The 21374-nt window shown below is 44.8% G+C and carries 37 protein-coding genes and 1 pseudogene; 8 read left to right on the top strand and 30 right to left on the bottom strand.

Annotation, left to right across the window (positions count from 1 at the left end; all coding sequences use genetic code 11):
* The first annotated feature begins 7 nt into the window (after positions 1–7).
* From ACED53_RS06910 to ACED53_RS06885, 6 genes are all read left to right on the top strand, one after another.
* A complete protein-coding gene (locus tag ACED53_RS06910; RefSeq protein ID WP_004735265.1) occupies positions 8–445 on the top strand; it encodes a YHS domain-containing (seleno)protein in 438 nt (145 codons plus the stop codon).
* A gap of 10 nt (positions 446–455) precedes the next feature.
* Complete coding sequence (locus ACED53_RS06905) at positions 456–899, top strand: hypothetical protein (protein WP_004735264.1); 444 nt, start codon at positions 456–458, stop codon at positions 897–899.
* Between the two features lie 12 nt (positions 900–911).
* Complete coding sequence (locus ACED53_RS06900; protein WP_017100015.1) at positions 912–2666, top strand: lysophospholipid acyltransferase family protein; 1755 nt, start codon at positions 912–914, stop codon at positions 2664–2666.
* Positions 2667–2737: 71 nt separating this feature from the next.
* A complete protein-coding gene (locus ACED53_RS06895) occupies positions 2738–3304 on the top strand; it encodes a Crp/Fnr family transcriptional regulator (RefSeq protein WP_004735262.1) in 567 nt (188 codons plus the stop codon).
* Between the two features lie 57 nt (positions 3305–3361).
* Entirely contained in the window at positions 3362–3814 is a 453-nt protein-coding gene (locus tag ACED53_RS06890; RefSeq protein WP_004735261.1) for a GNAT family N-acetyltransferase, read from the top strand.
* The gene (locus tag ACED53_RS06885) at positions 3814–4662 is read left to right on the top strand and encodes a DMT family transporter (protein ID WP_102579988.1); all 849 of its coding nucleotides are present in this window, start codon (positions 3814–3816) and stop codon (positions 4660–4662) included. Before ACED53_RS06890 ends, ACED53_RS06885 begins: the two co-directional genes overlap by 1 nt.
* Before the next feature lie 59 nt (positions 4663–4721).
* On the opposite strand, the gene ACED53_RS06880 is transcribed toward ACED53_RS06885, so the two are convergent.
* Positions 4722–5300 carry a LysM-like peptidoglycan-binding domain-containing protein gene (locus ACED53_RS06880; protein ID WP_029225384.1) on the bottom strand — a complete coding sequence of 193 codons (579 nt, stop codon included), beginning with the start codon at positions 5298–5300 and terminating at the stop codon, positions 4722–4724.
* 213 nt (positions 5301–5513) lie between these two features.
* Between ACED53_RS06880 and ACED53_RS06875 the strand changes: the two genes are divergently transcribed.
* Both ACED53_RS06875 and ACED53_RS06870 read left to right on the top strand, forming a co-directional pair.
* Complete coding sequence (locus ACED53_RS06875; RefSeq protein ID WP_008220519.1) at positions 5514–6134, top strand: FKBP-type peptidyl-prolyl cis-trans isomerase; 621 nt, start codon at positions 5514–5516, stop codon at positions 6132–6134.
* A gap of 134 nt (positions 6135–6268) precedes the next feature.
* Positions 6269–6775, top strand: coding sequence for a DUF2780 domain-containing protein (locus tag ACED53_RS06870; RefSeq protein ID WP_017096570.1), 507 nt, complete (start codon positions 6269–6271; stop codon positions 6773–6775).
* Between the two features lie 243 nt (positions 6776–7018).
* On the opposite strand, the gene rplQ is transcribed toward ACED53_RS06870, so the two are convergent.
* The 29 genes and pseudogenes from rplQ to tuf form a co-directional block, all read right to left on the bottom strand.
* Positions 7019–7399 (bottom strand): 50S ribosomal protein L17, encoded by a 381-nt coding sequence (gene rplQ / locus ACED53_RS06865; protein ID WP_004729812.1) that lies wholly within the window; start codon positions 7397–7399, stop codon positions 7019–7021.
* A 24-nt stretch (positions 7400–7423) separates the two neighbouring features.
* Entirely contained in the window at positions 7424–8416 is a 993-nt protein-coding gene (gene rpoA / locus ACED53_RS06860) for a DNA-directed RNA polymerase subunit alpha (protein WP_004729813.1), read from the bottom strand.
* A gap of 22 nt (positions 8417–8438) precedes the next feature.
* Positions 8439–9059: a 30S ribosomal protein S4 gene (gene rpsD / locus ACED53_RS06855; protein WP_004738777.1), complete on the bottom strand. Its 621-nt coding sequence runs from the start codon at positions 9057–9059 to the stop codon at positions 8439–8441.
* Positions 9060–9090: 31 nt separating this feature from the next.
* The gene (rpsK, locus tag ACED53_RS06850; protein WP_004738778.1) at positions 9091–9480 is read right to left on the bottom strand and encodes a 30S ribosomal protein S11; all 390 of its coding nucleotides are present in this window, start codon (positions 9478–9480) and stop codon (positions 9091–9093) included.
* A 19-nt stretch (positions 9481–9499) separates the two neighbouring features.
* The gene (gene rpsM, locus ACED53_RS06845; RefSeq protein ID WP_004738779.1) at positions 9500–9856 is read right to left on the bottom strand and encodes a 30S ribosomal protein S13; all 357 of its coding nucleotides are present in this window, start codon (positions 9854–9856) and stop codon (positions 9500–9502) included.
* A 149-nt stretch (positions 9857–10005) separates the two neighbouring features.
* Positions 10006–10119, bottom strand: a complete 114-nt coding sequence (gene rpmJ, locus ACED53_RS06840) for a 50S ribosomal protein L36 (RefSeq protein ID WP_000868186.1) — start codon at positions 10117–10119, stop codon at positions 10006–10008.
* A gap of 41 nt (positions 10120–10160) precedes the next feature.
* Positions 10161–11495, bottom strand: a complete 1335-nt coding sequence (gene secY, locus ACED53_RS06835) for a preprotein translocase subunit SecY (RefSeq protein WP_004736759.1) — start codon at positions 11493–11495, stop codon at positions 10161–10163.
* Between the two features lie 20 nt (positions 11496–11515).
* Positions 11516–11950 (bottom strand): 50S ribosomal protein L15, encoded by a 435-nt coding sequence (rplO, locus tag ACED53_RS06830; RefSeq protein ID WP_004736758.1) that lies wholly within the window; start codon positions 11948–11950, stop codon positions 11516–11518.
* A gap of 5 nt (positions 11951–11955) precedes the next feature.
* On the bottom strand, positions 11956–12132 hold the full coding sequence (rpmD, locus tag ACED53_RS06825; RefSeq protein ID WP_004736756.1) for a 50S ribosomal protein L30: 177 nt from the start codon (positions 12130–12132) through the stop codon (positions 11956–11958).
* A 7-nt stretch (positions 12133–12139) separates the two neighbouring features.
* Entirely contained in the window at positions 12140–12640 is a 501-nt protein-coding gene (gene rpsE, locus ACED53_RS06820) for a 30S ribosomal protein S5 (protein ID WP_004736754.1), read from the bottom strand.
* A gap of 14 nt (positions 12641–12654) precedes the next feature.
* The gene (rplR, locus tag ACED53_RS06815; protein ID WP_009847783.1) at positions 12655–13008 is read right to left on the bottom strand and encodes a 50S ribosomal protein L18; all 354 of its coding nucleotides are present in this window, start codon (positions 13006–13008) and stop codon (positions 12655–12657) included.
* Between the two features lie 9 nt (positions 13009–13017).
* Positions 13018–13551 carry a 50S ribosomal protein L6 gene (gene rplF / locus ACED53_RS06810; RefSeq protein ID WP_009847784.1) on the bottom strand — a complete coding sequence of 178 codons (534 nt, stop codon included), beginning with the start codon at positions 13549–13551 and terminating at the stop codon, positions 13018–13020.
* A gap of 10 nt (positions 13552–13561) precedes the next feature.
* Positions 13562–13954, bottom strand: a complete 393-nt coding sequence (gene rpsH, locus ACED53_RS06805) for a 30S ribosomal protein S8 (protein ID WP_009847785.1) — start codon at positions 13952–13954, stop codon at positions 13562–13564.
* A gap of 29 nt (positions 13955–13983) precedes the next feature.
* Positions 13984–14289, bottom strand: coding sequence for a 30S ribosomal protein S14 (rpsN, locus tag ACED53_RS06800; RefSeq protein ID WP_004736747.1), 306 nt, complete (start codon positions 14287–14289; stop codon positions 13984–13986).
* A gap of 16 nt (positions 14290–14305) precedes the next feature.
* The gene (gene rplE, locus ACED53_RS06795; RefSeq protein ID WP_004736744.1) at positions 14306–14845 is read right to left on the bottom strand and encodes a 50S ribosomal protein L5; all 540 of its coding nucleotides are present in this window, start codon (positions 14843–14845) and stop codon (positions 14306–14308) included.
* Between the two features lie 24 nt (positions 14846–14869).
* Positions 14870–15187, bottom strand: a complete 318-nt coding sequence (gene rplX / locus ACED53_RS06790; protein WP_004736742.1) for a 50S ribosomal protein L24 — start codon at positions 15185–15187, stop codon at positions 14870–14872.
* A gap of 11 nt (positions 15188–15198) precedes the next feature.
* Positions 15199–15570, bottom strand: a complete 372-nt coding sequence (rplN, locus tag ACED53_RS06785; protein WP_004736740.1) for a 50S ribosomal protein L14 — start codon at positions 15568–15570, stop codon at positions 15199–15201.
* Positions 15571–15732: 162 nt separating this feature from the next.
* Positions 15733–15987 (bottom strand): 30S ribosomal protein S17, encoded by a 255-nt coding sequence (rpsQ, locus tag ACED53_RS06780; protein ID WP_004736739.1) that lies wholly within the window; start codon positions 15985–15987, stop codon positions 15733–15735.
* Entirely contained in the window at positions 15987–16178 is a 192-nt protein-coding gene (rpmC, locus tag ACED53_RS06775; RefSeq protein WP_004736737.1) for a 50S ribosomal protein L29, read from the bottom strand. The genes rpsQ and rpmC overlap by 1 nt, the downstream gene beginning before the upstream one ends.
* A complete protein-coding gene (rplP, locus tag ACED53_RS06770; RefSeq protein ID WP_004736736.1) occupies positions 16178–16588 on the bottom strand; it encodes a 50S ribosomal protein L16 in 411 nt (136 codons plus the stop codon). Before rplP ends, rpmC begins: the two co-directional genes overlap by 1 nt.
* 11 nt (positions 16589–16599) lie before the next feature.
* Positions 16600–17298: a 30S ribosomal protein S3 gene (rpsC, locus tag ACED53_RS06765; RefSeq protein ID WP_004736734.1), complete on the bottom strand. Its 699-nt coding sequence runs from the start codon at positions 17296–17298 to the stop codon at positions 16600–16602.
* A gap of 18 nt (positions 17299–17316) precedes the next feature.
* On the bottom strand, positions 17317–17649 hold the full coding sequence (gene rplV, locus ACED53_RS06760) for a 50S ribosomal protein L22 (RefSeq protein ID WP_004736732.1): 333 nt from the start codon (positions 17647–17649) through the stop codon (positions 17317–17319).
* 10 nt (positions 17650–17659) lie between these two features.
* Positions 17660–17938, bottom strand: coding sequence for a 30S ribosomal protein S19 (rpsS, locus tag ACED53_RS06755; RefSeq protein WP_004736729.1), 279 nt, complete (start codon positions 17936–17938; stop codon positions 17660–17662).
* Between the two features lie 19 nt (positions 17939–17957).
* Positions 17958–18782, bottom strand: coding sequence for a 50S ribosomal protein L2 (rplB, locus tag ACED53_RS06750; protein ID WP_012604912.1), 825 nt, complete (start codon positions 18780–18782; stop codon positions 17958–17960).
* A gap of 14 nt (positions 18783–18796) precedes the next feature.
* Positions 18797–19099 carry a 50S ribosomal protein L23 gene (rplW, locus tag ACED53_RS06745; protein WP_004736765.1) on the bottom strand — a complete coding sequence of 101 codons (303 nt, stop codon included), beginning with the start codon at positions 19097–19099 and terminating at the stop codon, positions 18797–18799.
* The gene (rplD, locus tag ACED53_RS06740; RefSeq protein ID WP_004736764.1) at positions 19096–19698 is read right to left on the bottom strand and encodes a 50S ribosomal protein L4; all 603 of its coding nucleotides are present in this window, start codon (positions 19696–19698) and stop codon (positions 19096–19098) included. The genes rplW and rplD overlap by 4 nt, the downstream gene beginning before the upstream one ends.
* Before the next feature lie 16 nt (positions 19699–19714).
* Positions 19715–20344 carry a 50S ribosomal protein L3 gene (rplC, locus tag ACED53_RS06735; protein WP_004736763.1) on the bottom strand — a complete coding sequence of 210 codons (630 nt, stop codon included), beginning with the start codon at positions 20342–20344 and terminating at the stop codon, positions 19715–19717.
* Positions 20345–20358: 14 nt separating this feature from the next.
* Positions 20359–20670 carry a 30S ribosomal protein S10 gene (rpsJ, locus tag ACED53_RS06730; RefSeq protein ID WP_004736761.1) on the bottom strand — a complete coding sequence of 104 codons (312 nt, stop codon included), beginning with the start codon at positions 20668–20670 and terminating at the stop codon, positions 20359–20361.
* Between the two features lie 486 nt (positions 20671–21156).
* Positions 21157–21374: pseudogene (gene tuf / locus ACED53_RS06725) on the bottom strand (elongation factor Tu); the annotation flags it as partial.

Here is a 21374-nt window from a genome sequence, read left to right as displayed (position 1 = left end):
GTCCATCATGAGAAAACTATTAACCATGGTCATGCTACTTGTTAGCCCATACGTATTTGCCGCCGATGAAATCTACACAGGGTTCTTTAGCAGTAAGGCGCTCGATGGCTACGATACTGTGGCTTATTTCACTTCAGGTAAGCCCATTGAAGGCAGTAAAAAATTCAGCACCGAGTACAAAGGCGCGGACTGGTATTTCTCTTCTGAAAAGAATCTGACTTTATTTGTTAATAATCCTGAAAAATATGCCCCTCAATATGGGGGTTATTGCGCTTGGGCTGTTTCAGCAAAAAGTGACTTTGCACCCGGTGACCCAAACCAATGGACAATTGTTGATAACAAGCTTTACCTCAACTACGACCAAGAGATTAAACAGCGTTGGGAACAAGACCGAGCACAGCATATTCAAAAAGCCGACACCGTTTGGCCGCAACTGATCAAATAAGGGAATAACCATGACATTCACTCCAGCTAAACATATTCCTGCGGCATTTATCGCTTTCGTATTTGTTCAGTCGCTGTTTTTTAAGTTCACAGGCTCATACGAGACTGAGCATATCTTTGGCACCTTGGCGACATGGTCTGGCTTAAGTTGGTTCGGTTCATTTGGCGGCTACTTGATTGGGTTCGCTGAATTGATTGCGGCCATTTTGCTGTTTACTCGTTGGCATGGTCTGGGTGCCATCATGAGTGTGGGGATTATGAGTGGCGCGATATTTTTCCATCTGTTTACGCCGCTCGGTATTCAAATGCCTGAGTTTAACGCAGCGGGTGAAATTGTCGGTTATGACGGCGGATTACTGTTTGGCATGGCATGCCTAGTATGGCTTTGCGGTGCATTTTTAAGTGTAAAAGATTTCAAGAATCAAGACGGTTTCCTAAACAACTTTAGTCAATAAGGTAGCTTCATTATGATTGATAGTCCTTTTCGTTTACCACGTTACACGCCTTTTGGTTTAGGTGAGTCTGTTGTCGAGTGGGCAACTGGGCTATCTAAGCTAGATAAGCTCTATCAAGATAGACCTGATGAGTTATCTAGCTTTGAATTCATGCATCACACCTTGTCAGCATTGAATATCGACTATTCCGTTTCAGCAGGCGCCACTGATAATATTCCCGAACAAGGGCCAGTAGTCATTGTGGCTAACCACCCACTTGGTGCGATTGAAGGCGTGATCCTTGCTGATCTCGTAGGATCGGTAAGAAAGGATGTGAAGGTGTTGGCCAATGAGTTGCTCAAGCGACTGCCTGAACTGGATGATCTTTTCATTGGGGTCGATGTCTTTAACAGTAAAGAATCGAAACGCACCAATGCTAAAGCTATTCGAGATGCCAATCGTCATTTAGCAGACGGTGGACTCTTGATTGTGTTCCCTGCTGGCGAAGTATCGAGTTACCGTAAAGGGGCAAAAACACTGACAGACATCGAATGGAGCAAATCAGTTGCCAAGTTTGTTAAGCGTCATCAAGCCACTACGGTTCCTATCTTTATCAATGGTAAAAACAGCGAGCTTTTCTACCAAGCCGGACGAGTTCATCCGCTGTTACGAACTGCTTTACTTGGACGTGAACTTCTTAATAAACGAGCGACTACCATCTCTATCTCTATCGGCTCTTCGATCCCATATTCAGAGATCAAATCGTTTGAACAAGAGATGGATATCGTCAACTATCTGCGGCTCAATACCTATCTGATGAGTCAACAAGATAGCCCTAGCACGCCAATCCATGCACCCTCTTTTGACACTCAGGTTATTGCTCCTATTCCATCAGAAGCACTCTCTATAGAAGTCGCGTCACTTCCTCAAGAAATGAGATTACTTGAACAGGGCGATTTTGAGGTGTATTGCACACCGAGCCAGTCGATCCCCAATTTAATGCGTGAGATTGGTCGAGTCAGAGAAGAGAGCTTTCGAGAGGTTGGCGAAGGCAGCGGGCTTGCCTGTGATTTAGATGAGTATGACCTTTACTACCATCAACTGTTTGTGTGGAACAAAGCTAAGGCTGAACTGGTTGGGGCGTACCGACTTGGTATGGTCGACAAGTTGATCGCTGAGCACGGGCTTGATCAACTCTACTCTCGAAGTCTGTTTAACTACAATCAAGAGTTCATTGATACCCTTGATAATAGTATTGAACTTGGGCGTTCTGTGGTGAGCAAACCTTATCAAAAGAGCCTTAACTCACTGTTACTATTGTGGAAAGGCATCGCGGCCTTCGTGTATCGTCATCCTCAATACACTCACCTATTCGGCCCAGTCAGTATCAGTAATGATTACAGCCACAATGCTCGCCTGTTGATCGCGACCACCTTATCAATTCACCATTATGATGAGGAAAAGGCGAATCTAGTTTCTCCGTCTTCACCACTCAATACCAGTAATCATGTGTTCTGGCAGAATCACCTCTTATCGTCACTGGCGAGTGTTCCTCTGCTCTCTAAAGTGTTAGCACGTATGGAGCAAGGAAAAGGCCTCCCAGTACTACTGCGCCAGTATCTAGGGATGGACGGTAAGTTGGTGTGCTTTAACGTCGACCCATCATTTAATGATGCTCTGGATGGCTTGATTGTGGTTAACCTTAAGAAAGTACCATTGAAAACTCTAGGTAAATACATGGGCAGAGAGCTCGCTCAAGATTATCTAGAACAGCACGCTCGACGCTGATTTAGCCCGCTCTGTACCTATACTCAAATAAGTGCGATGATTTCGACACTTATTTGGGTTAGGTTATTTACATGCACACCTCTTTTATCGAACAACTACAAAGCTTCGACTTCTCTGAAAGTCAGATTGAATCTCTATTAGCTGTCGCGAAACCGCTTGAGCTACCAACCAGACACATCCTGATCAATCAAGGTGAAATGGCGAGTTCAATCTACTTTGTACTTGAAGGCTTGTGCCACGCTTGTTATCTCACTAATGACGGTAAGCAATACAGCAAAGAGTTCTACTGGGAACAAGATTGGATCATCGGCTTTGAGAGTTTGATAAAAAACCAAGCGTCCCCTTACCTATTAGAAACGCTTACACCAATTACTATGTTAGAACTACCAATGAATGCGGTTATCGAGTGGCGCGCATCAAACAACCCTTTGTATTTAAAGTTATTAGAAACTCAGCTGATGCATAAGGAAAACAAAGAACGCTTTATGCTGCTCTATACTCCCGAGCAACGCTATCAGCTTTTCTGCGAACATTATCCCGACCTTGAACAGCGCTTGAACGACAATCAAATTGCCGCTTACCTAGGAATAACCGCGATCAGTCTGAGCAGAATTAAAGGTCGAATTAACAATAGTTAATGCCAACCATCATCGCACATAGTACATTCAGAGCATCGATAACCTCTGGATGTAAACATGATCACTTGGCACTCAATTCCCTTCTCTGAACTTTCAACACAACAGCTTTATCAACTACTTAAATTACGAGTAGATGTGTTCGTCGTTGAGCAAAATTGCCCTTATCCAGAGCTCGATGGTAAAGATACACTCGCAGGTGTTGAACACTTGCTTGGCTATGCTGATGCAGAGCTAGTGGCGTGTGCCCGTTTGTTACCACCAGGTACTTCTTACGACAATACCAGCATCGGCCGAGTAGCGACCAAGCAATCAGCAAGAGGTGATGGCTTGGGTCATCAATTGATCAAAGAAGCGTTAACACGCTGTGAGACTCTTTGGCCGAGCAAGACCATCGATATTGGCGCGCAACAACACCTAGAAAACTTCTATGCGAATCACGGGTTCGAAACTATCTCTGAGATGTATCTGGAAGACGATATTCCGCATGTAGACATGAGATTTGAAAAGTAATGACGAATATCACTGTCGGTATTCTATTGTTGGTTGCAGGTAACTTGTTTGCCTCGCTTTCCGACGTAGCGGTAAAACTGTTGAATGGCGAAGTACCGCCTCTTCAGTATATTTTTTTCCGACAGTTGATATCTCTGCTCATCATCACCCCTTTGTGGCTACAACAGAAAAAAGAACAACGACGCTTACAACAAGCTAAAGTGACCTTTATTCGAGGACAACTGATCCTAATCGGCAGCGGATGTATGGTCGTCGCGATCACCCACCTTTCTTTGGCTACCGCCAACGCAGTATTTTACGTCGCGCCCCTGTTGATGTTACCTCTCTCTATGTTTCTACTGAAAGAGCAACCGGCACTTGTCAAGGTTATCGCCACCACTATCGGTTTTATTGGTGCATTGATTGTCTTGAGGCCATCACAATTTCATTGGGCAGCACTGTTTGCTTTGGGTACAGCACTCACCCTCGCACTATTCAATGTATTGGTAAGAAAGCTTCCTAGTGAGCAAACGGTGGTCACTACGCTGTGGTGGACAACCTTATGCTCTATTCCAGCCTCATTAGTACTGTGCTTCTTATACTGGCAGCCGGTGTCTGTGGAGCATTTGGGATACATAGCATTAAGTGCGACGCTAATCTTAAGCTACAACGGACTTGCGGTCGCTGCCTACCAAAAAGCACACTCTAGTCAAATTGCCTTGGCTGAATACTCAGGCTTAGTGTTTGTCGCCATAATAGGCGCGATATGGTTTGATGAGATTCCAGATACGTTAACCTTTATCGGAATTATGCTCATCATCTTACCGCTTGCACCTTTCAAGCGACCAAAAAAAAGAGCTAATCATTAGCTCTTTTCTATCGACTATCTGTATCTGACAAAACGCTTAAACGCAGGCTCAGAATTGAGCTACTTACTACGGCCAAAGCCACCGTCTGACAATCGGAAAAACATCACCGAAGTGTTGCCTTTTTCTAGCTGAAGAATGTCTAGTTTCCCGGTCTCGGCGAGTTTGAATCGAACTAGCTGGCCTTTACGAATCTGACTAAGTGGTTTGTCTGCCCCTTCAATACGCACTAGCGCGTTCAAGTCAGACAACGGTAAGTCGTTATTTCGAAAAACCTGCGCTAACGTATCCCCTTGCTTAACAAGATACTCTTGCCAACTGGTTGGCTCAGAAGAATTACTTTTAGCATTTTTCTGCTCGCTTAAGCCAACAGTATTTATCTCAAGCTCAACACGAGATGTTGCTGGTGCGTTGTCTACTTTAGGCTCTGGTAGCGGTGCAAACAATAAGATTAATATGATCGGCGAAATCACCATCAATAATTTCTGGTGTAATTTCGGCAATGATCCCCAAGTTTGCACTGTTGAGGTTTTCATTTTCTTTAGATCGATCGAGCTTAGTTTCTCTTTGACCTGATTCAGTCGGTCCTTGAACTCTGCTAAGTGGTCTACTTTCTGTTTTTTCTTTTGACGACGATTCATGCCACTGCGTCCTATACATTGAATAACTACAGTATAAAAACCAAAGTACCAACAGTATAGATCTTTCCGCGACAACAGAGAGCAAAGCAAGAAAATTGACATAGCTGTGATTTGGACACGGTAAAGCGTAAGTGATCAGAGGCTAGCCGTTTATTCAGGCTGCTAATACTGGTATTCTTACCCTTTTAGTACTGACAAAAAGAGTGACTTTTCATGTCTGAAGTAAAATTTGAAACTGTAGAGCAAAAAGCTAGCTACGGTATCGGTCTACAAATGGGCCAACAACTTGCTGGTTCTGGTCTTGAAGGCCTAAACGTTGATGCAATCGCTGCTGGTATCGCAACAGCTCTAGTTGGCGACATGCCAGCTATCGAAGTTGACGAAATCAACAACGCACTACAAGAGCTACACACTCGTGGTGAAGCTGCACGTCAAGAACTAGCTAAAGCTGCTGCTGCTGACGGCGAAGCTTTCCTAGCTGACAACGCTCTTCGTTCAGAAGTTACAGTTCTTGAGTCTGGTCTTCAGTACGAAGTACTAACTGAAGGTACTGGCGAAATCCCAACTGCAGACAAGCAAGTGCGCGTTCACTACCACGGCGAACTAACTGACGGTACAGTTTTCGATAGCTCTGTATCTCGCGGTCAACCTGCTGAATTCCCAGTAACTGGCGTAATTCAAGGTTGGGTACAAGCTCTACAAATGATGCCTGTTGGCTCTAAGTGGAAGCTATACATCCCTCAAGATCTAGCATACGGTGAGCGTGGCGCAGGTGCTGCAATCCCACCATTTGCTGCTCTAGTATTCGAAGTAGAACTTCTAGCAATTCTTTAATTTCTATAAAAACCTTTAGTAAAACAAAAAACTATAGGTAAATTAGACTGAATTAGCTCAACGGCGATGTGACTACATCGCCGTTTTTCGTTTATAGTGAAAGAGTAAATTACTTTATTACTTAAGGACGAATAATGAAGAAAGTACTCATCACCGTTTTAAGCAGCCTTGCTGTGGTATCTTGCGCTAGTACTAGCGAGTCAGAACAAGTTAGCCCAACTTCTGATATTAACTATTCCCAACTATCACAAACAGCCCTTATGGCCGCTGTAGACATGTGGTCTCAAAAAAATGAAGCAACACCATTTACGAGCACCCTTGCTAATTCCCTAAGTGACAAAGCATCTGTAACAAATGAGCAAGCTATAGGTGGAGTAGGCTCCATGCTAGCTCTTGCCCAAAATACCCTTGATAACTTTGACAACCAAGAGCTCGAAATGCTTTTCCCTGGAATGTCGACGCTTGATTCTACCGGTTTAACGTCAGTATTGGACTCAAAAACATCTGTTGAAAATGCATTTTCAGGATTAGGTATGGATTCATCAATGGTTGCGGCGTTTGCACCAATCATTATTCAAGGGCTAGAGTCACAAGGCGCAACAAGCGGTCTCGTTGATTCACTCGAAGCTATTTGGTTGTAATAACCAGTGATTAATAATTGATTTAAAATACTTAAAGGGCGCTTCGGTGCTCTTTTTTGTGCGCTGAACAAAAGAGATACGAGATACGAGATACGAGATACGAGATATTATTGAGAAATGGAGCAGAGAAGGTAAAGAAAAGTGCCAAATATCGTGGTGCAATTCTTATGTCGGTCTCCTAATTCTACAGATACAAAAAAGCCGAGCTAATGCTCGGCTTTTGTATTAAGAATCTAGTATAGATTACTCAGCAGCTTCTTCAGCAGCTGGGCGGTCTACAAGCTCAATGTAAGCCATTGGAGCTTTATCACCAGTACGGAAACCACATTTAAGAATGCGAGTGTAACCACCTTGGCGAGCCGCGAAACGCGGGCCTAGTTCATTAAATAGTTTTGCCACAACTTCGTTATCACGAGTGCGAGCAAATGCAAGACGACGGTTAGCAACACTGTCTGTCTTAGCTAGGGTAATCAATGGCTCAATTACGCGACGTAGTTCTTTTGCTTTAGGCACGGTAGTTTTAATAACTTCGTGACGAACAAGAGAGCTAGCCATGTTGCTGAACATCGCTTTGCGATGACTGCTGTTGCGGTTGAGTTGACGACCACTTTTACGATGGCGCATGACCTAATCCTTCTAACTTTTCGATTAATCTTCAGCGATTGACGCTGGTGGCCAGTTTTCTAGGCGCATGCCTAGAGAAAGACCACGTGAAGCAAGCACATCTTTAATCTCTGTAAGAGATTTCTTACCAAGGTTTGGCGTTTTAAGTAGCTCAACCTCAGTGCGCTGTACAAGATCACCGATGTAGTGAATCGCTTCTGCTTTCAAACAGTTAGCAGAGCGAACTGTTAGTTCAAGATCGTCTACAGGACGTAGTAGGATAGGATCGAATTCTGGCTTCTCTTCCTTCTCCTCAGGTACACGTACATCACGAAGATCTACGAACGCATCCAGTTGTTCAGCTAAAATAGTAGCTGCACGACGGATTGCTTCCTCAGGTTCTAGAGTACCGTTCGTTTCCATATCGATAACAAGCTTGTCTAAGTCAGTACGTTGTTCTACACGTGCCGCTTCAACAGCATAGGCGATTTTATCGACCGGGCTGTAAGTAGCGTCAACAAGTAGACGACCGATTGGACGCTCATCTTCTTCAGTATGGATACGAGCTGAAGCTGGAACGTAACCACGACCACGTTCTACTTTGATACGCATAGCGATCTCAGCGTTGTCATCCGTTAGGTGACAAATTACGTGCTCAGGGTTAGCGATCTCTACATCACCATCGTGGGTGATGTCACCTGCAACAACAGGGCCTGAGCCTGATTTGTTCAGTGTAATAAACACTTCATCTTTGCCTTCAGCAACGCGTACAGCTAAACCTTTAAGGTTTAGAAGGATTTCCAGGATATCTTCCTGAACGCCTTCTTTAGTGCTGTATTCGTGTAGCACACCTTCGATTTCAACTTCTGTTACGGCACAACCCGGCATAGAAGATAGAAGAATGCGGCGAAGAGCATTACCTAGAGTATGGCCGAAACCGCGCTCTAATGGCTCAAGAGTTACTTTCGCGTGTGTCGTATTGATCTGTTCAATGTCAACAAGACGCGGCTTAAGAAATTCTGTTACAGAACCCTGCATTGTGTCCTCTCTTTTTTTAACCTTACTTAGAGTAAAGTTCGACGATCAAGTGTTCATTGATGTCAGCTGATAGGTCAGAACGCTCAGGCATACGCTTGAATGTACCTTCCATTTTGCCAGCATCTACTTCAATCCAAGTTGGCTTTTCACGTTGTTCAGCAACTTCTAGAGCCGCTTTAATACGAGATTGCTGTTTAGCTTTCTCGCGGATAGAAACAACGTCGTTTGCCGCTACTTTGAAAGAAGGAACGTTTACAACTTTACCGTTAACTAGAATAGACTTGTGGCTAACTAGTTGACGAGATTCAGCACGAGTAGCGCCAAAGCCCATACGGTAAACTACGTTATCAAGACGACCTTCAAGAAGCTGAAGCAGGTTTGCACCTGTGTTGCCTTTAAGACGTGCAGCTTCTTTGTAGTAGTTGCGGAATTGTTTTTCTAGAACGCCGTAAATACGACGAACTTTTTGCTTCTCACGAAGCTGAACGCCATACTCAGATAGACGACCGCGACGAGCGCCGTGTACACCTGGTGCGTTATCAATTTTACACTTGGTATCGATCGCACGGACACCAGACTTAAGGAATAAGTCAGTACCTTCGCGACGGCTAAGCTTCAGCTTAGGACCCAAATATCTTGCCATGATCTTTCTCCAATATTCCTAGAAACGAAACTTAAACGCGACGTTTCTTAGGTGGACGACAACCGTTATGAGGGATTGGTGTCGCATCAACAATGTTAGTGATACGGAAACCAGCAGCGTTCAGTGCACGAACAGTAGATTCGCGACCTGGACCTGGACCCTTAACCATAACTTCCAAGTTCTTTAGGCCATATTCTTTAGCCATTTCACCACAACGCTCAGCTGCAACTTGTGCTGCGAACGGAGTAGATTTACGAGAACCACGGAAACCTGAACCACCTGCTGTAGCCCATGCAAGAGCGTTGCCTTGACGGTCAGTGATAGTTACGATTGTGTTGTTGAAAGAAGCATGAATGTGCGCTACGCCATCAGCTACTTGCTTGCGTACGCGCTTACGCGCGCGAGTTGGTTGTTTTGCCATTGTACTCTACCTTATCCGACTATTTCTTGATCGGCTTGCGCGGACCCTTACGGGTGCGAGCGTTGGTTTTAGTACGCTGTCCACGTAGTGGTAGACTGCGACGATGACGAAGACCGCGGTAACAGCCAAGGTCCATAAGACGCTTGATGTTCATCGATACTTCACGACGTAGATCACCTTCTACAGTGTATTTAGCTACACCATCACGCAGTTGATCGATCTGCTCTTCAGTTAGTTCACTGATCTTAGCATCTTCAGCAATACCCACTTCAGCTAGAATAGCTTGAGAGCGAGTTTTGCCAATACCGTAGATTGCAGTAAGTGCAATTACAGAATGCTTATGATCAGGAATGTTAATGCCGGCTATACGGGCCATTATTCACTCCTAAGGGGGTTCATAAAAGAATTATCCGCAGCAAAGCCCGTTATGGATACGCTGCGGCATACTACTTCTTTTGCACGCAAAAGGTAGGCCGAGGAATATACTCGACTCTACCTAGTATTTCAAGTAAAAATTTCTGCTGCTTAGCCTTGGCGTTGCTTATGCTTTGGCTCACTGCAAATCACGCGAACGACACCGTTACGCTTGATAACTTTACAGTTACGGCAGATTTTTTTAACGGAAGCACGAACTTTCATTGCTAAACTCCGTAAATGGAATCGAAATAATTACTACCGAATTAACGGCCGTAACCTTTCAGATTCGCTTTCTTTAACACAGAATCATACTGTTGTGACATCAGATGAGTCTGTACCTGTGCCATGAAATCCATGATAACTACCACTACGATTAGTAGTGATGTGCCGCCGAAGTAGAAACGAACGTTCCACGCGACCATCATGAATTCAGGAATCAGACATATAAAAGTAATGTATAGAGCGCCCGCAAGGGTTAGCCTAGTCATCACTTTATCGATATATTTCGCTGTCTGCTCACCTGGGCGGATACCGGGTACGAATGCACCAGACTTCTTCAAATTATCAGCTGTTTCACGCGGGTTAAACACCAACGCTGTATAGAAGAAACAGAAGAAGATTATAGCTGCTGCATAAAGCATTACATACAAAGGTTGACCTGGGCTAAGAGCTAATGACACGTCAGTTAACCAACCGAACGCGCTGCTTTCACCATTTTGACCAAACCATTGTGCTAATGTTCCTGGGAACAAAATAATACTTGATGCAAAAATCGCTGGAATAACACCTGCCATATTAATCTTAAGAGGCAAGTGAGAGCTTTGAGCTGCAAAAACTTTACGACCTTGTTGACGCTTCGCATAGTTAACGACGATACGACGTTGACCACGTTCCATGAAAACTACGAAGTAAATTACAGCAAAAGACAATACCGCGATAAACAACAGAAGAAGCACATGCAATTCACCTTGACGCGCTTGCTCGATTGTTTGACCGATTGCAGAAGGCAATCCAGCAACAATACCTGCAAAAATCAGAATGGAAATACCATTACCGATTCCTCGCTCAGTGATTTGTTCACCTAACCACATCAAAAACATGGTACCAGTTACTAAACTCACGGTAGCAATAAGCGTAAACATGGTTTGGTTGATAACAACCAGATTGTCGACCATGTTTGGTAAGCCTGTTGCGATACCAATAGCTTGGAATGTTGCAAGTACAAGCGTGCCGTAGCGTGTATATTGGCTTATCTTACGACGGCCTGCTTCACCCTCTTTTTTGAGTTCCGCTAACGCTGGATGAACTACAGTTAGCAATTGGACTACGATCGATGCCGAAATGTACGGCATGATACCCAATGCTAATATAGATGCACGCTCAAGAGCACCACCGGAGAACATGTTAAACATTTCTACGATGGTACCTTTTTGCTGATCGAACAAATCGGCAAGTACAGCTGCGTCAATACCAGGGATCGGCACAAAAGAGCCGGCTCGGAATACTAAAAGTGCACCAATTACGAATAATAAGCGCGACTTTAGTTCACTTAAGCCGCTCTGAGCACTACGAAAATCTTTTCCTGGTTTCTTAGCCATCTGTACCTCGTTCCTCGAGATTATTCCTCGATTTTACCGCCTGCAGCTTCGATTGCAGCTTTAGCGCCTTTAGTCACGCGTAGACCTTTAACAGTCACAGCTTTGCTTAGGTCACCAGAAAGAACGATCTTAACAAACTCGATGTTCTTAGTGATAACGTTAGCAGCTTTAAGGCTGTTAAGATCAACTACGTCACCTGTTACTTTCGCTAGCTCAGCTAGACGAACTTCAGCAGACACTAGGCTCTTACGAGAAGTGAAACCGAATTTAGGTAGACGTTGTTTTAGAGGCATTTGACCGCCTTCAAAACCTGGACGAACAGAGCCGCCAGAACGTGACTTTTGACCTTTGTGACCGCGGCCACCTGTTTTACCAAGGCCAGAACCGATACCACGACCTACACGCTTCTTAGAAGGTTTAGAGCCAGCAGCCGGTGATAGAGTATTCAAACGCATTCTGATTACTCCTCAATCTTAACCATGTAGTAAACCTTGTTGATCATACCGCGTACGCACGGAGTATCTTCAAGTTCTACTGTATGGTTGATGCGACGAAGACCTAGACCTTTAAGACACGCTTTGTGCTTAGGTAGGCGACCAATTGAGCTTTTAGTTTGAGTTACTTTAATAGTTGCCATCGTGTGCTTACTCCGAAATAGATTCAACAGTTAGACCACGTTTAGCAGCAACCATTTCTGGTGACTTAACGTCTACTAGAGCACCAATCGTTGCGCGAACAACGTTGATTGGGTTCGTTGAACCGTATGCTTTAGAAAGAACGTTATGTACGCCTGCAACTTCAAGTACGGCACGCATTGCACCACCGGCAATAACACCTGTACCTTCAGCAGCTGGCTGCATGTAAACTTTAGAGCCCGAATGACGACCTTTCACCGGGTGGTGAAGAGTGCCTTCGTTAAGCGCAACAGTAACCATGTTACGACGCGCTTTTTCCATTGCTTTTTGAATCGCTGCAGGTACTTCACGAGCTTTGCCGTAACCGAAACCTACGCGACCATTACCGTCACCAACTACTGTTAGTGCAGTGAAGCTCATGATTCGACCACCTTTAACCGTCTTAGATACACGGTTAACAGCGATCAGCTTTTCTTGCAAATCATTAGCTTGTTGTTGTTCTTTAGCCATCTTCCAACCCTACCTTAGAATTTCAGACCAGCTTCGCGAGCAGATTCTGCTAGCGCCGCTACTCGACCGTGGTATTGGAAACCAGAACGGTCAAATGCAACTGAAGCTACGCCTTTTTCAAGAGCGCGCTCAGCAACAGCTTTACCAACTGCTTTAGCTGCATCGACGTTACCAGTGTTCTTAACTTGCTCACGGATCGCTTTTTCTACAGTAGAAGCAGCTGCGATAACCTCAGAGCCGTTTGCCGAGATAACTTGAGCGTAAACATGGCGAGGAGTACGATGTACTACCAGGCGAGTTGCACCAAGTTCTGCAATCTTACGACGTGCACGTGTAGCACGACGGATGCGAGATGCTTTCTTATCCATAGTGATACCTTACTTCTTCTTAGCTTCTTTAGTACGCACATTTTCATCTGCGTAACGAACACCTTTGCCTTTGTAAGGCTCAGGAGCACGGTAAGAACGAATGTCAGCCGCAACTTGACCTACTACTTGCTTATCGCAACCAGTAATAACGATCTCAGTTTGGCTAGGGCACTCAGCTTTAATACCTTCAGGTAGAGCGTGCTCTACTGGGTGAGAAAAACCAAGAGTTAGACCTACAGCGTTGCCTTTCATAGCAGCACGGTAACCAACACCCTTAAGAGTTAGCTTCTTAGTGAAGCCCTCAGTAACACCCACAACCATGTTATTAACTAGAGCGCGAGCTGTACCAGCTTGTGCCCATGCGTTAGTAACACCTTCTTTCGGACCGAAAGTTAGGTTGTTTTCTTCCTGTGCAATAACTACGGCGCTGTTAAGAACGCGAGTAAGCTCACCTTTGCTACCTTTTACAGTAACTTCTTGGCCGTTTAGTTTCACCTCTACGCCAGCTGGAATAGCGACAGGTGCTTTAGCAACACGAGACATAATCTACTCCTTAAGCTACGTAACAGATGATTTCACCGCCAAGACCTGCTTTACGAGCAGCACGGTCAGACATCAGACCCTTGGAAGTAGAAACAACTGCAATACCAAGACCACCCATCACTGTAGGTAAAGAGTCTTTATTTTTATAAACTCTTAGACCAGGACGTGATACGCGCTTGATTTGCTCGATTACAGGTTTAGCTTGGAAGTACTTAAGAGTAACTTCTAGCTCAGGTTTTGCTTCGCTGTCAACAGCGAAGTCTACGATGTAACCTTCAGCTTTAAGTAATGCAGCAATTGCAACTTTAAGCTTTGAAGAAGGCATTTTTACAGCAACTTTATTTGCTGCCTGACCGTTACGAACGCGGGTCAGCATATCCGAAATCGGATCTTGCATGCTCATAAGATTTACTCCAAATGATTAAGTGGCAATTACCAGCTAGCCTTACGAAGACCCGGAATCTCGCCTTTCATGCAAGCTTCGCGAACCTTAATACGGCTTAGACCGAATTTACGTAGGTAACCGTGTGGACGACCAGTTTGGTTGCAACGGTTGCGCTGACGTGATGCACTTGAATCACGTGGAAGAGATTGCAGTTTAAGAACCGCATTCCAACGATCTTCTTCAGATGCGTTTACATCGCTAATGATAACTTTTAGCGCAGAACGCTTTTCAGCGAACTTAACTACTAGTTTTGCACGTTTAGCTTCACGTGCTTTCATTGATTGTTTAGCCATAACAGTAACCCTACCCTTACTTACGGAATGGGAAGTTAAAGGCAGCCAGCAGAGCTCGGCCTTCCTCATCGGATCCCGCAGATGTCGTGATAGTAATATCAAGACCGCGGACACGATCGACTTTATCGTAGTCGATTTCCGGAAAGATGATTTGCTCGCGAACGCCCATGCTGTAGTTACCGCGTCCGTCAAAAGACTTAGCGCTAACACCACGGAAATCACGTACACGTGGAAGTGCGATAGAGATTAAACGCTCTAAAAATTCCCACATGCGCTCACCACGCAAGGTTACTTTACAACCAATTGGGTAGCCTTCACGAATTTTGAAACCAGCTACAGATTTACGCGCTTTCGTGATAAGAGGCTTTTGACCAGAGATCGTTGCCATATCAGACGCTGCGTTTTCTAGCAGTTTCTTATCGTTGATTGCTTCACCAACGCCCATGTTTAGGGTGATTTTCTCAATCCTAGGGACTTGCATGACGCTTGTGTAGCTGAACTCTTTGGTAAGCTCAGCGACTACAGACGACTTGTAGTAATCATGCAGTTTCGCCATAGTAGAACTCCAAATTACTTCTAATTAGTTAGAAACAGTTTCGCCGTTAGATTTGAAGAAACGAACTTTCTTGCCATCTTCGATACGGAAACCGATACGGTCTGCTTTACCAGTAGCCGCGTTAAAGACTGCAACGTTAGAAGCATCAATAGCTGCTTCTTGTTCAACGATGCCACCTTGTTGACCTAGAGCCGGAACCGGCTTTTGGTGTTTTTTAACAAGATTGATGCCTTCAACAACAACTTTACCAGTTGTCAGAACCTTAGTTACTTTACCTTTCTTGCCTTTATCTTTACCAGCAAGAATGATTACTTCGTCATTACGACGGATTTTAGCTGCCATGTTGCCGCTCCTTACAGAACTTCAGGTGCAAGTGATACAATCTTCATGAATTTCGCGTTACGAAGTTCACGAGTCACAGGACCAAAGATACGTGTGCCGACTGGTTGCTCAGTAGTGTCATTTAACAATACACAAGCATTACTGTCGAAGCGAATGACAGAACCGTCTGGGCGACGAACGCCTTTACGGGTGCGCACTACTACCGCCTTCAGAACATCACCTTTCTTTACTTTACCGCGAGGAATCGCTTCCTTCACTGTAACCTTGATGACGTCACCGATATGTGCATAACGGCGGTGAGAGCCACCCAGAACCTTAATACACATTACCTTGCGCGCGCCAGAGTTATCTGCTGCGTCAAGTGTACTTTGCATCTGGATCATTGTTAGTGCTCCGCTAAATATTAAAACTAGACCCTCTCGGGTCGGGCTGCCTCTTTAAAAGGGACGCGAATTGTACCACCCTTTTTTTAAATTGGGTAGACAAAAAACAAGCGGCTCCAAAAAATTATTTGGAGCCGCTTATAAGTTATAGAATTACAAAGATTAAATCTTCGCTTTTTCTAGAACTTTAACCAATGTCCAAGACTTAGTCTTAGACAGAGGACGACACTCAGCGATTTCAACTTTGTCGCCTAGGCCACAAGTGTTGTCTTCGTCGTGTGCGTGTACTTTAGTCGTGCGTTTGATGAACTTACCGTAAATTGGGTGTTTTACAGTACGCTCAATAGCAACAACGATAGACTTGTCCATCTTGTCACTTACTACACGGCCTTGCTGGATGCGGTTAGTTTCGCTCATTATGCGCCTGCCTTTTCAGTCAAAACAGTTTTCACACGTGCGATGTCACGGCGTACAGCTTTTAGAGTATGAGTTTGCTGTAGTTGACCAGTTGCAGCTTGCATGCGCAAGTTGAACTGTTCACGTAGCAAATTCAATAGCTCAGCGTTAAGCTCTTCAACGTTCTTTTCGCGTAGATCTTGTGCTTTCATCACATCACCTGCTTAGTTACAAAAGTAGTTTTAACAGGCAGTTTACGTGCCGCTAGGCGGAACGCTTCACGTGCCAACTCTTCAGGTACGCCATTCATCTCGTACATAACTTTGCCTGGTTGGATTTGAGCAACCCAGTACGCAACTGAACCTTTACCTTTACCTTGACGAACTTCAAGAGGCTTTTCAGTAATAGGTTTGTCTGGGAACACACGGATCCAGATTTGACCTTGACGCTTAATGTGACGTGTCATAGCACGACGTGCCGCTTCGATTTGACGTGCAGTCAGGCGACCACGGCCAACAGCTTTAAGACCGAATTCGCCGAAGCTTACTTCAGTACCTTTAGCTAGACCACGGTTACGACCAGTCATAACCTTGCGGAACTTAGTACGTTTTGGTTGTAGCATCGTTCGACTCCTTACTTACGGCCTTTACGCTGCTTCTTAGGCTTATCGCCTTTTGGCTCTACTGCGTTAGCAGCTGGCATACCGCCTAGAATCTCACCTTTGAAGATCCAAACTTTAATGCCGATCACACCGTATTGAGTGTGAGCCGAAGAAGTTGCGTAATCAATGTCTGCACGTAGAGTGTGTAGAGGCACACGGCCTTCACGGTACCACTCTGAACGTGCGATTTCAGCACCGCCAAGACGGCCGCCTACTTGTACTTTGATGCCTTTAGCGCCTAGACGCATAGCATTTTGTACCGCACGCTTCATTGCACGACGGAACATAACACGACGCTCTAGTTGAGACGCGATGCTATCAGCTACAAGCTGACCATCTAGCTCAGGCTTACGTACTTCAGCGATGTTAATTTGCGCTGGTACACCTGCGATTTTAGCTACAGCTGCGCGTAGCTTCTCTACGTCTTCACCTTTCTTACCGATAACAACGCCAGGACGAGCTGTGTGAATAGTCACACGGATGCTCTTAGCTGGACGCTCGATAACGATACGAGATAATGATGCTTTTTGTAGTTCCTTGGTAAGGAACTGACGTACCTTGAAGTCGCCGTCTAGGTTGTCAGCGAATTCGTTGGTATTAGCAAACCATGTAGCATTCCAAGGCTTGACGATGCCAAGACGAATACCATTAGGATGTACTTTCTGACCCATTGCTTACTCTCCTAGTCTTTAGCGATCTGCTACAACAATAGTGATGTGGCTTGAACGCTTCAAGATACGATCCGCACGACCTTTAGCACGAGGCATAATACGCTTCATGATAGGGCCCTCATCTACGAAGATTTTAGCGACATTTAGATCGTCGATATCTGCACCTTCGTTATGTTCCGCGTTAGCGATAGCTGACTCAAGAACTTTCTTAACTAAAACAGCAGCTTTTTTGTTGCTGAAAGTTAGAATTTCTAGAGCCTGGTCTACCGACTTACCGCGAATTTGGTCTGCAACTAAGCGAGCTTTCTGTGGAGAAATACGAGCAAAGTTATGTTTAGCTAAAGCTTCCATCATCTACTCCTTATTTCTTCTTAGCTTTCTTATCTGCAGCATGACCGCGATAAGTACGAGTTGGTGCAAATTCGCCTAGTTTGTGACCGATCATTTCTTCGGTAACGAAAACTGGGACGTGCTGACGACCATTATGGACAGCGATGGTCAAACCAATCATTGTTGGGATGATCATTGAGCGACGGGACCAAGTCTTAATAGGCTTTTTGTCTCCGCTTTCCACCGCTTTCTCTACCTTCTTCAGCAAGTGTAGGTCAATAAAAGGACCTTTCTTGAGAGAACGTGGCATGGCGATTCCTCTTTATAAATTATTTAGTGCGACGACGTACGATGTACTTGTCAGTGCGCTTATTCTTACGAGTCTTGAAGCCCTTAGTAGGAACGCCCCAAGGAGATACTGGGTGACGACCACCAGATGTGCGGCCTTCACCACCACCATGTGGGTGATCCACCGGGTTCATTACTACACCACGTACGGTTGGACGTACGCCGCGCCAGCGTGAAGCACCAGCTTTACCAAGTTCACGTAGCATATGCTCAGAGTTACCAACTTCACCGATCGTTGCACGACCTTCAGAAAGAACTTTGCGCATTTCACCAGAACGTAGACGGATAGTTACGTATGCACCATCGCGAGCGATGATTTGAGCATAAGCACCAGCCGAACGAGCTAGTTGTGCACCTTTACCAGGCTTAAGTTCAACACAGTGTACAGTAGAACCTACTGGGATGTTGCGCATCGGCAGAGTGTTACCTGCTTTGATTGCAGCATCTACGCCAGATTGAATCTGGTCGCCTGCGTTAACACCTTTAGGTGCAATGATGTAACGACGCTCACCGTCTGCGTACAGAACTAGAGCGATGTTAGCACTACGGTTTGGATCGTATTCTAGACGCTCAACTTTCGCTGGGATGCCATCTTTAGTACGTTTGAAGTCAACTAGACGGTAATGGTGTTTATGACCACCACCGATGTGACGTACTGTAATACGACCGTTGTTGTTACGACCACCGTTCTTAGAGTTTTTCTCTAGAAGTGGTGCGTATGGCTTACCCTTGTGCAGGTCAGCGTTAACAACTTTAACGACGTGACGACGACCAGGGGAAGTCGGCTTACATTTAACAATAGCCATTTTTACTACTCCTGTTATTCCGCGCCGCCAACGAAGTCAAGATCTTGACCTTCTTTCAAAGTAACGTAGGCTTTCTTAACGTCTGAACGACGGCCTTCACGCATACCTTGACGTTTGGTCTTACCCTTTAATACAAGAGTATTTACAGACTTAACTTCAACTTCAAATAGCTTTTCTACAGCTGCTTTGATCTCTTTCTTAGTTGCATCTTTAGCTACTTTGAAAACGATAGTGTTCGCTTTCTCAGCTGCCATAGTTGCTTTTTCAGAGATGTGCGGAGCACGTAGAACTTTTAAGATACGCTCTTCAGTGATCATGCTAGCATCTCCTCAACTTGCTTAACTGCATCAGCAGTCATCAGAACCTTGTCGAAAGCGATTAGTGATACTGGATCAACACCAGCAACATCACGTGCATCTACTTTGTATAGGTTACGAGCAGCTAAGAATAGATTTTCATCTACTTCGCCAGTCACAATCAGAACGTCATTTAGCTCAAGCTCTTTAAGCTTAGCTACAAGTTCTTTTGTTTTTGGTGCTTCTACAGAGAAGTTATCAACAACGATTAGACGCTCTTGACGAATCAACTCAGAAAGAATGCTTTTCATAGCACCGCGGTACATTTTCTTGTTAACTTTTTGGCTGTGATCTTGTGGTTTCGCAGCAAAAGTAACACCACCTGTACGCCAGATTGGGCTACGAATTGTACCAGCACGTGCACGGCCAGTACCTTTTTGGCGCCATGGCTTAGCACCGCCGCCTGATACTTCAGAACGAGTCTTTTGAGCACGAGTACCTTGACGAGCACCTGCTGCATACGCAACAACTACTTGGTGTACTAGAGCTTCGTTAAAGTCACGTCCGAAAGTAGTCTCGGAAACAGTTAGTGCATCAGCACCTTTAACCATCAATTCCATTACTTACTCCTAGACGTTATGCTTTAACAGCAGGTTTTACGATCACGTTACCGCCTGTTGAGCCTGGTACTGCACCTTTAATAAGGAGTAGATTGCGCTCAGCGTCAACACGTACGATCTCTAGGTTTTGAGTCGTTACACGCTCAGCACCCATGTGACCTGCCATTTTCTTGCCTTTAAACACGCGGCCTGGAGTTTGACATTGGCCAATTGAACCCGGTGCGCGGTGAGACAAAGAGTTACCGTGAGTCATATCTTGAGTAGAGAAGTTCCAACGCTTGATAGCGCCTTGGAAGCCTTTACCTTTAGATGTACCAGTAACGTCTACTTTTTTAATTTCGTTGAAAAGTTCTACGTTTAGCTCAGCGCCAACTTCAAACTCTTCGCCGTTTTCTAAACGGAATTCCCAAAGACCGCGACCTGCTTCAACACCCGCTTTCGCGAAGTGACCAGCTTCAGGTTTAGTTACACGGTTAGCTTTCTTAGCACCAGTAGTTACTTGGATTGCTGCGTAGCCGTCTGTCTCAAGAGTTTTAACTTGAGAAATACGGTTCGCTTCAACCTCAACAACAGTTACTGGGATAGAAACGCCTTCTTCAGTAAATACGCGGGTCATACCCACTTTACGTCCGACTAGACCAATCATTATTCTTATCTCCCTTAACCTAGGCTGATTTGAACATCAACGCCAGCTGCAAGATCAAGACGCATTAGAGCATCAACAGTTTTATCTGTTGGCTCAACGATGTCGATCAAACGCTTGTGAGTACGAATTTCGTACTGATCACGTGCATCTTTGTTGACGTGTGGAGAGGTAAGAACAGTGAAACGCTCTTTACGAGTAGGAAGTGGAATAGGACCACGAACCTGTGCGCCAGTACGTTTTGCTGTTTCAACGATTTCCGCAGTTGAAGCATCGATTAGCTTGTAATCAAACGCTTTAAGGCGGATACGAATACGTTGGTTCTGCATGAGACAGAGCTCCAATTATTAAAAATTACACAAACAATATCGCCACTCAAGCTCGAAAGAACGAGAGAATGCCGATTGATTTATGTGAAACCGTAGCATCCAAGATTAGGACGCATTGTCAGTTAACTTTTGAAGTAAACACAAGGTTTACTATTTTTATTAACCGCGAACATAAGCTGAGTATACATTACTAGGTAAGACCTACTCCTCAGTGCTCATTGGTTCACAAACCGGCGTTAGCCAGTGCGATGCATTATACAGATCACATTTTAGTATGCAAGTGGTGTTGGAAAAATAATCGGAATATATTTGTGCAGAGCATTCGAAGAAAAGTTGTGTGACAAAAGCAGAACGACAAGGAACGGGGATGATACTAAGGGAAAGCAAAAAGAAGTGGTGGGAACGTGGAAAAATAAAAGGGAAGCCGAAGCTTCCCTTTTCTTATGCAGTTCTTCTAATGAAGAGTGTGCAAAAATCTAAATGCTATTAAGCGAAGATTTTAGCTACAACACCAGCACCAACAGTACGGCCACCTTCGCGGATTGCGAAACGTAGACCTTCGTCCATTGCGATTGGAGCGATTAGCTCAACAGTCATTTGAACGTTGTCACCTGGCATTACCATTTCTACGCCTTCAGGTAGAGTGATATCGCCTGTTACGTCAGTTGTACGGAAGTAGAACTGTGGACGGTAACCCTTGAAGA

The sequence above is a fragment of the Vibrio sp. 1F169 genome, from assembly GCF_041439605.1.
In the GTDB taxonomy this organism is placed as follows: domain Bacteria; phylum Pseudomonadota; class Gammaproteobacteria; order Enterobacterales; family Vibrionaceae; genus Vibrio; species Vibrio tasmaniensis_A.
This window is presented reverse-complemented; position numbering and strand designations above follow the sequence as displayed.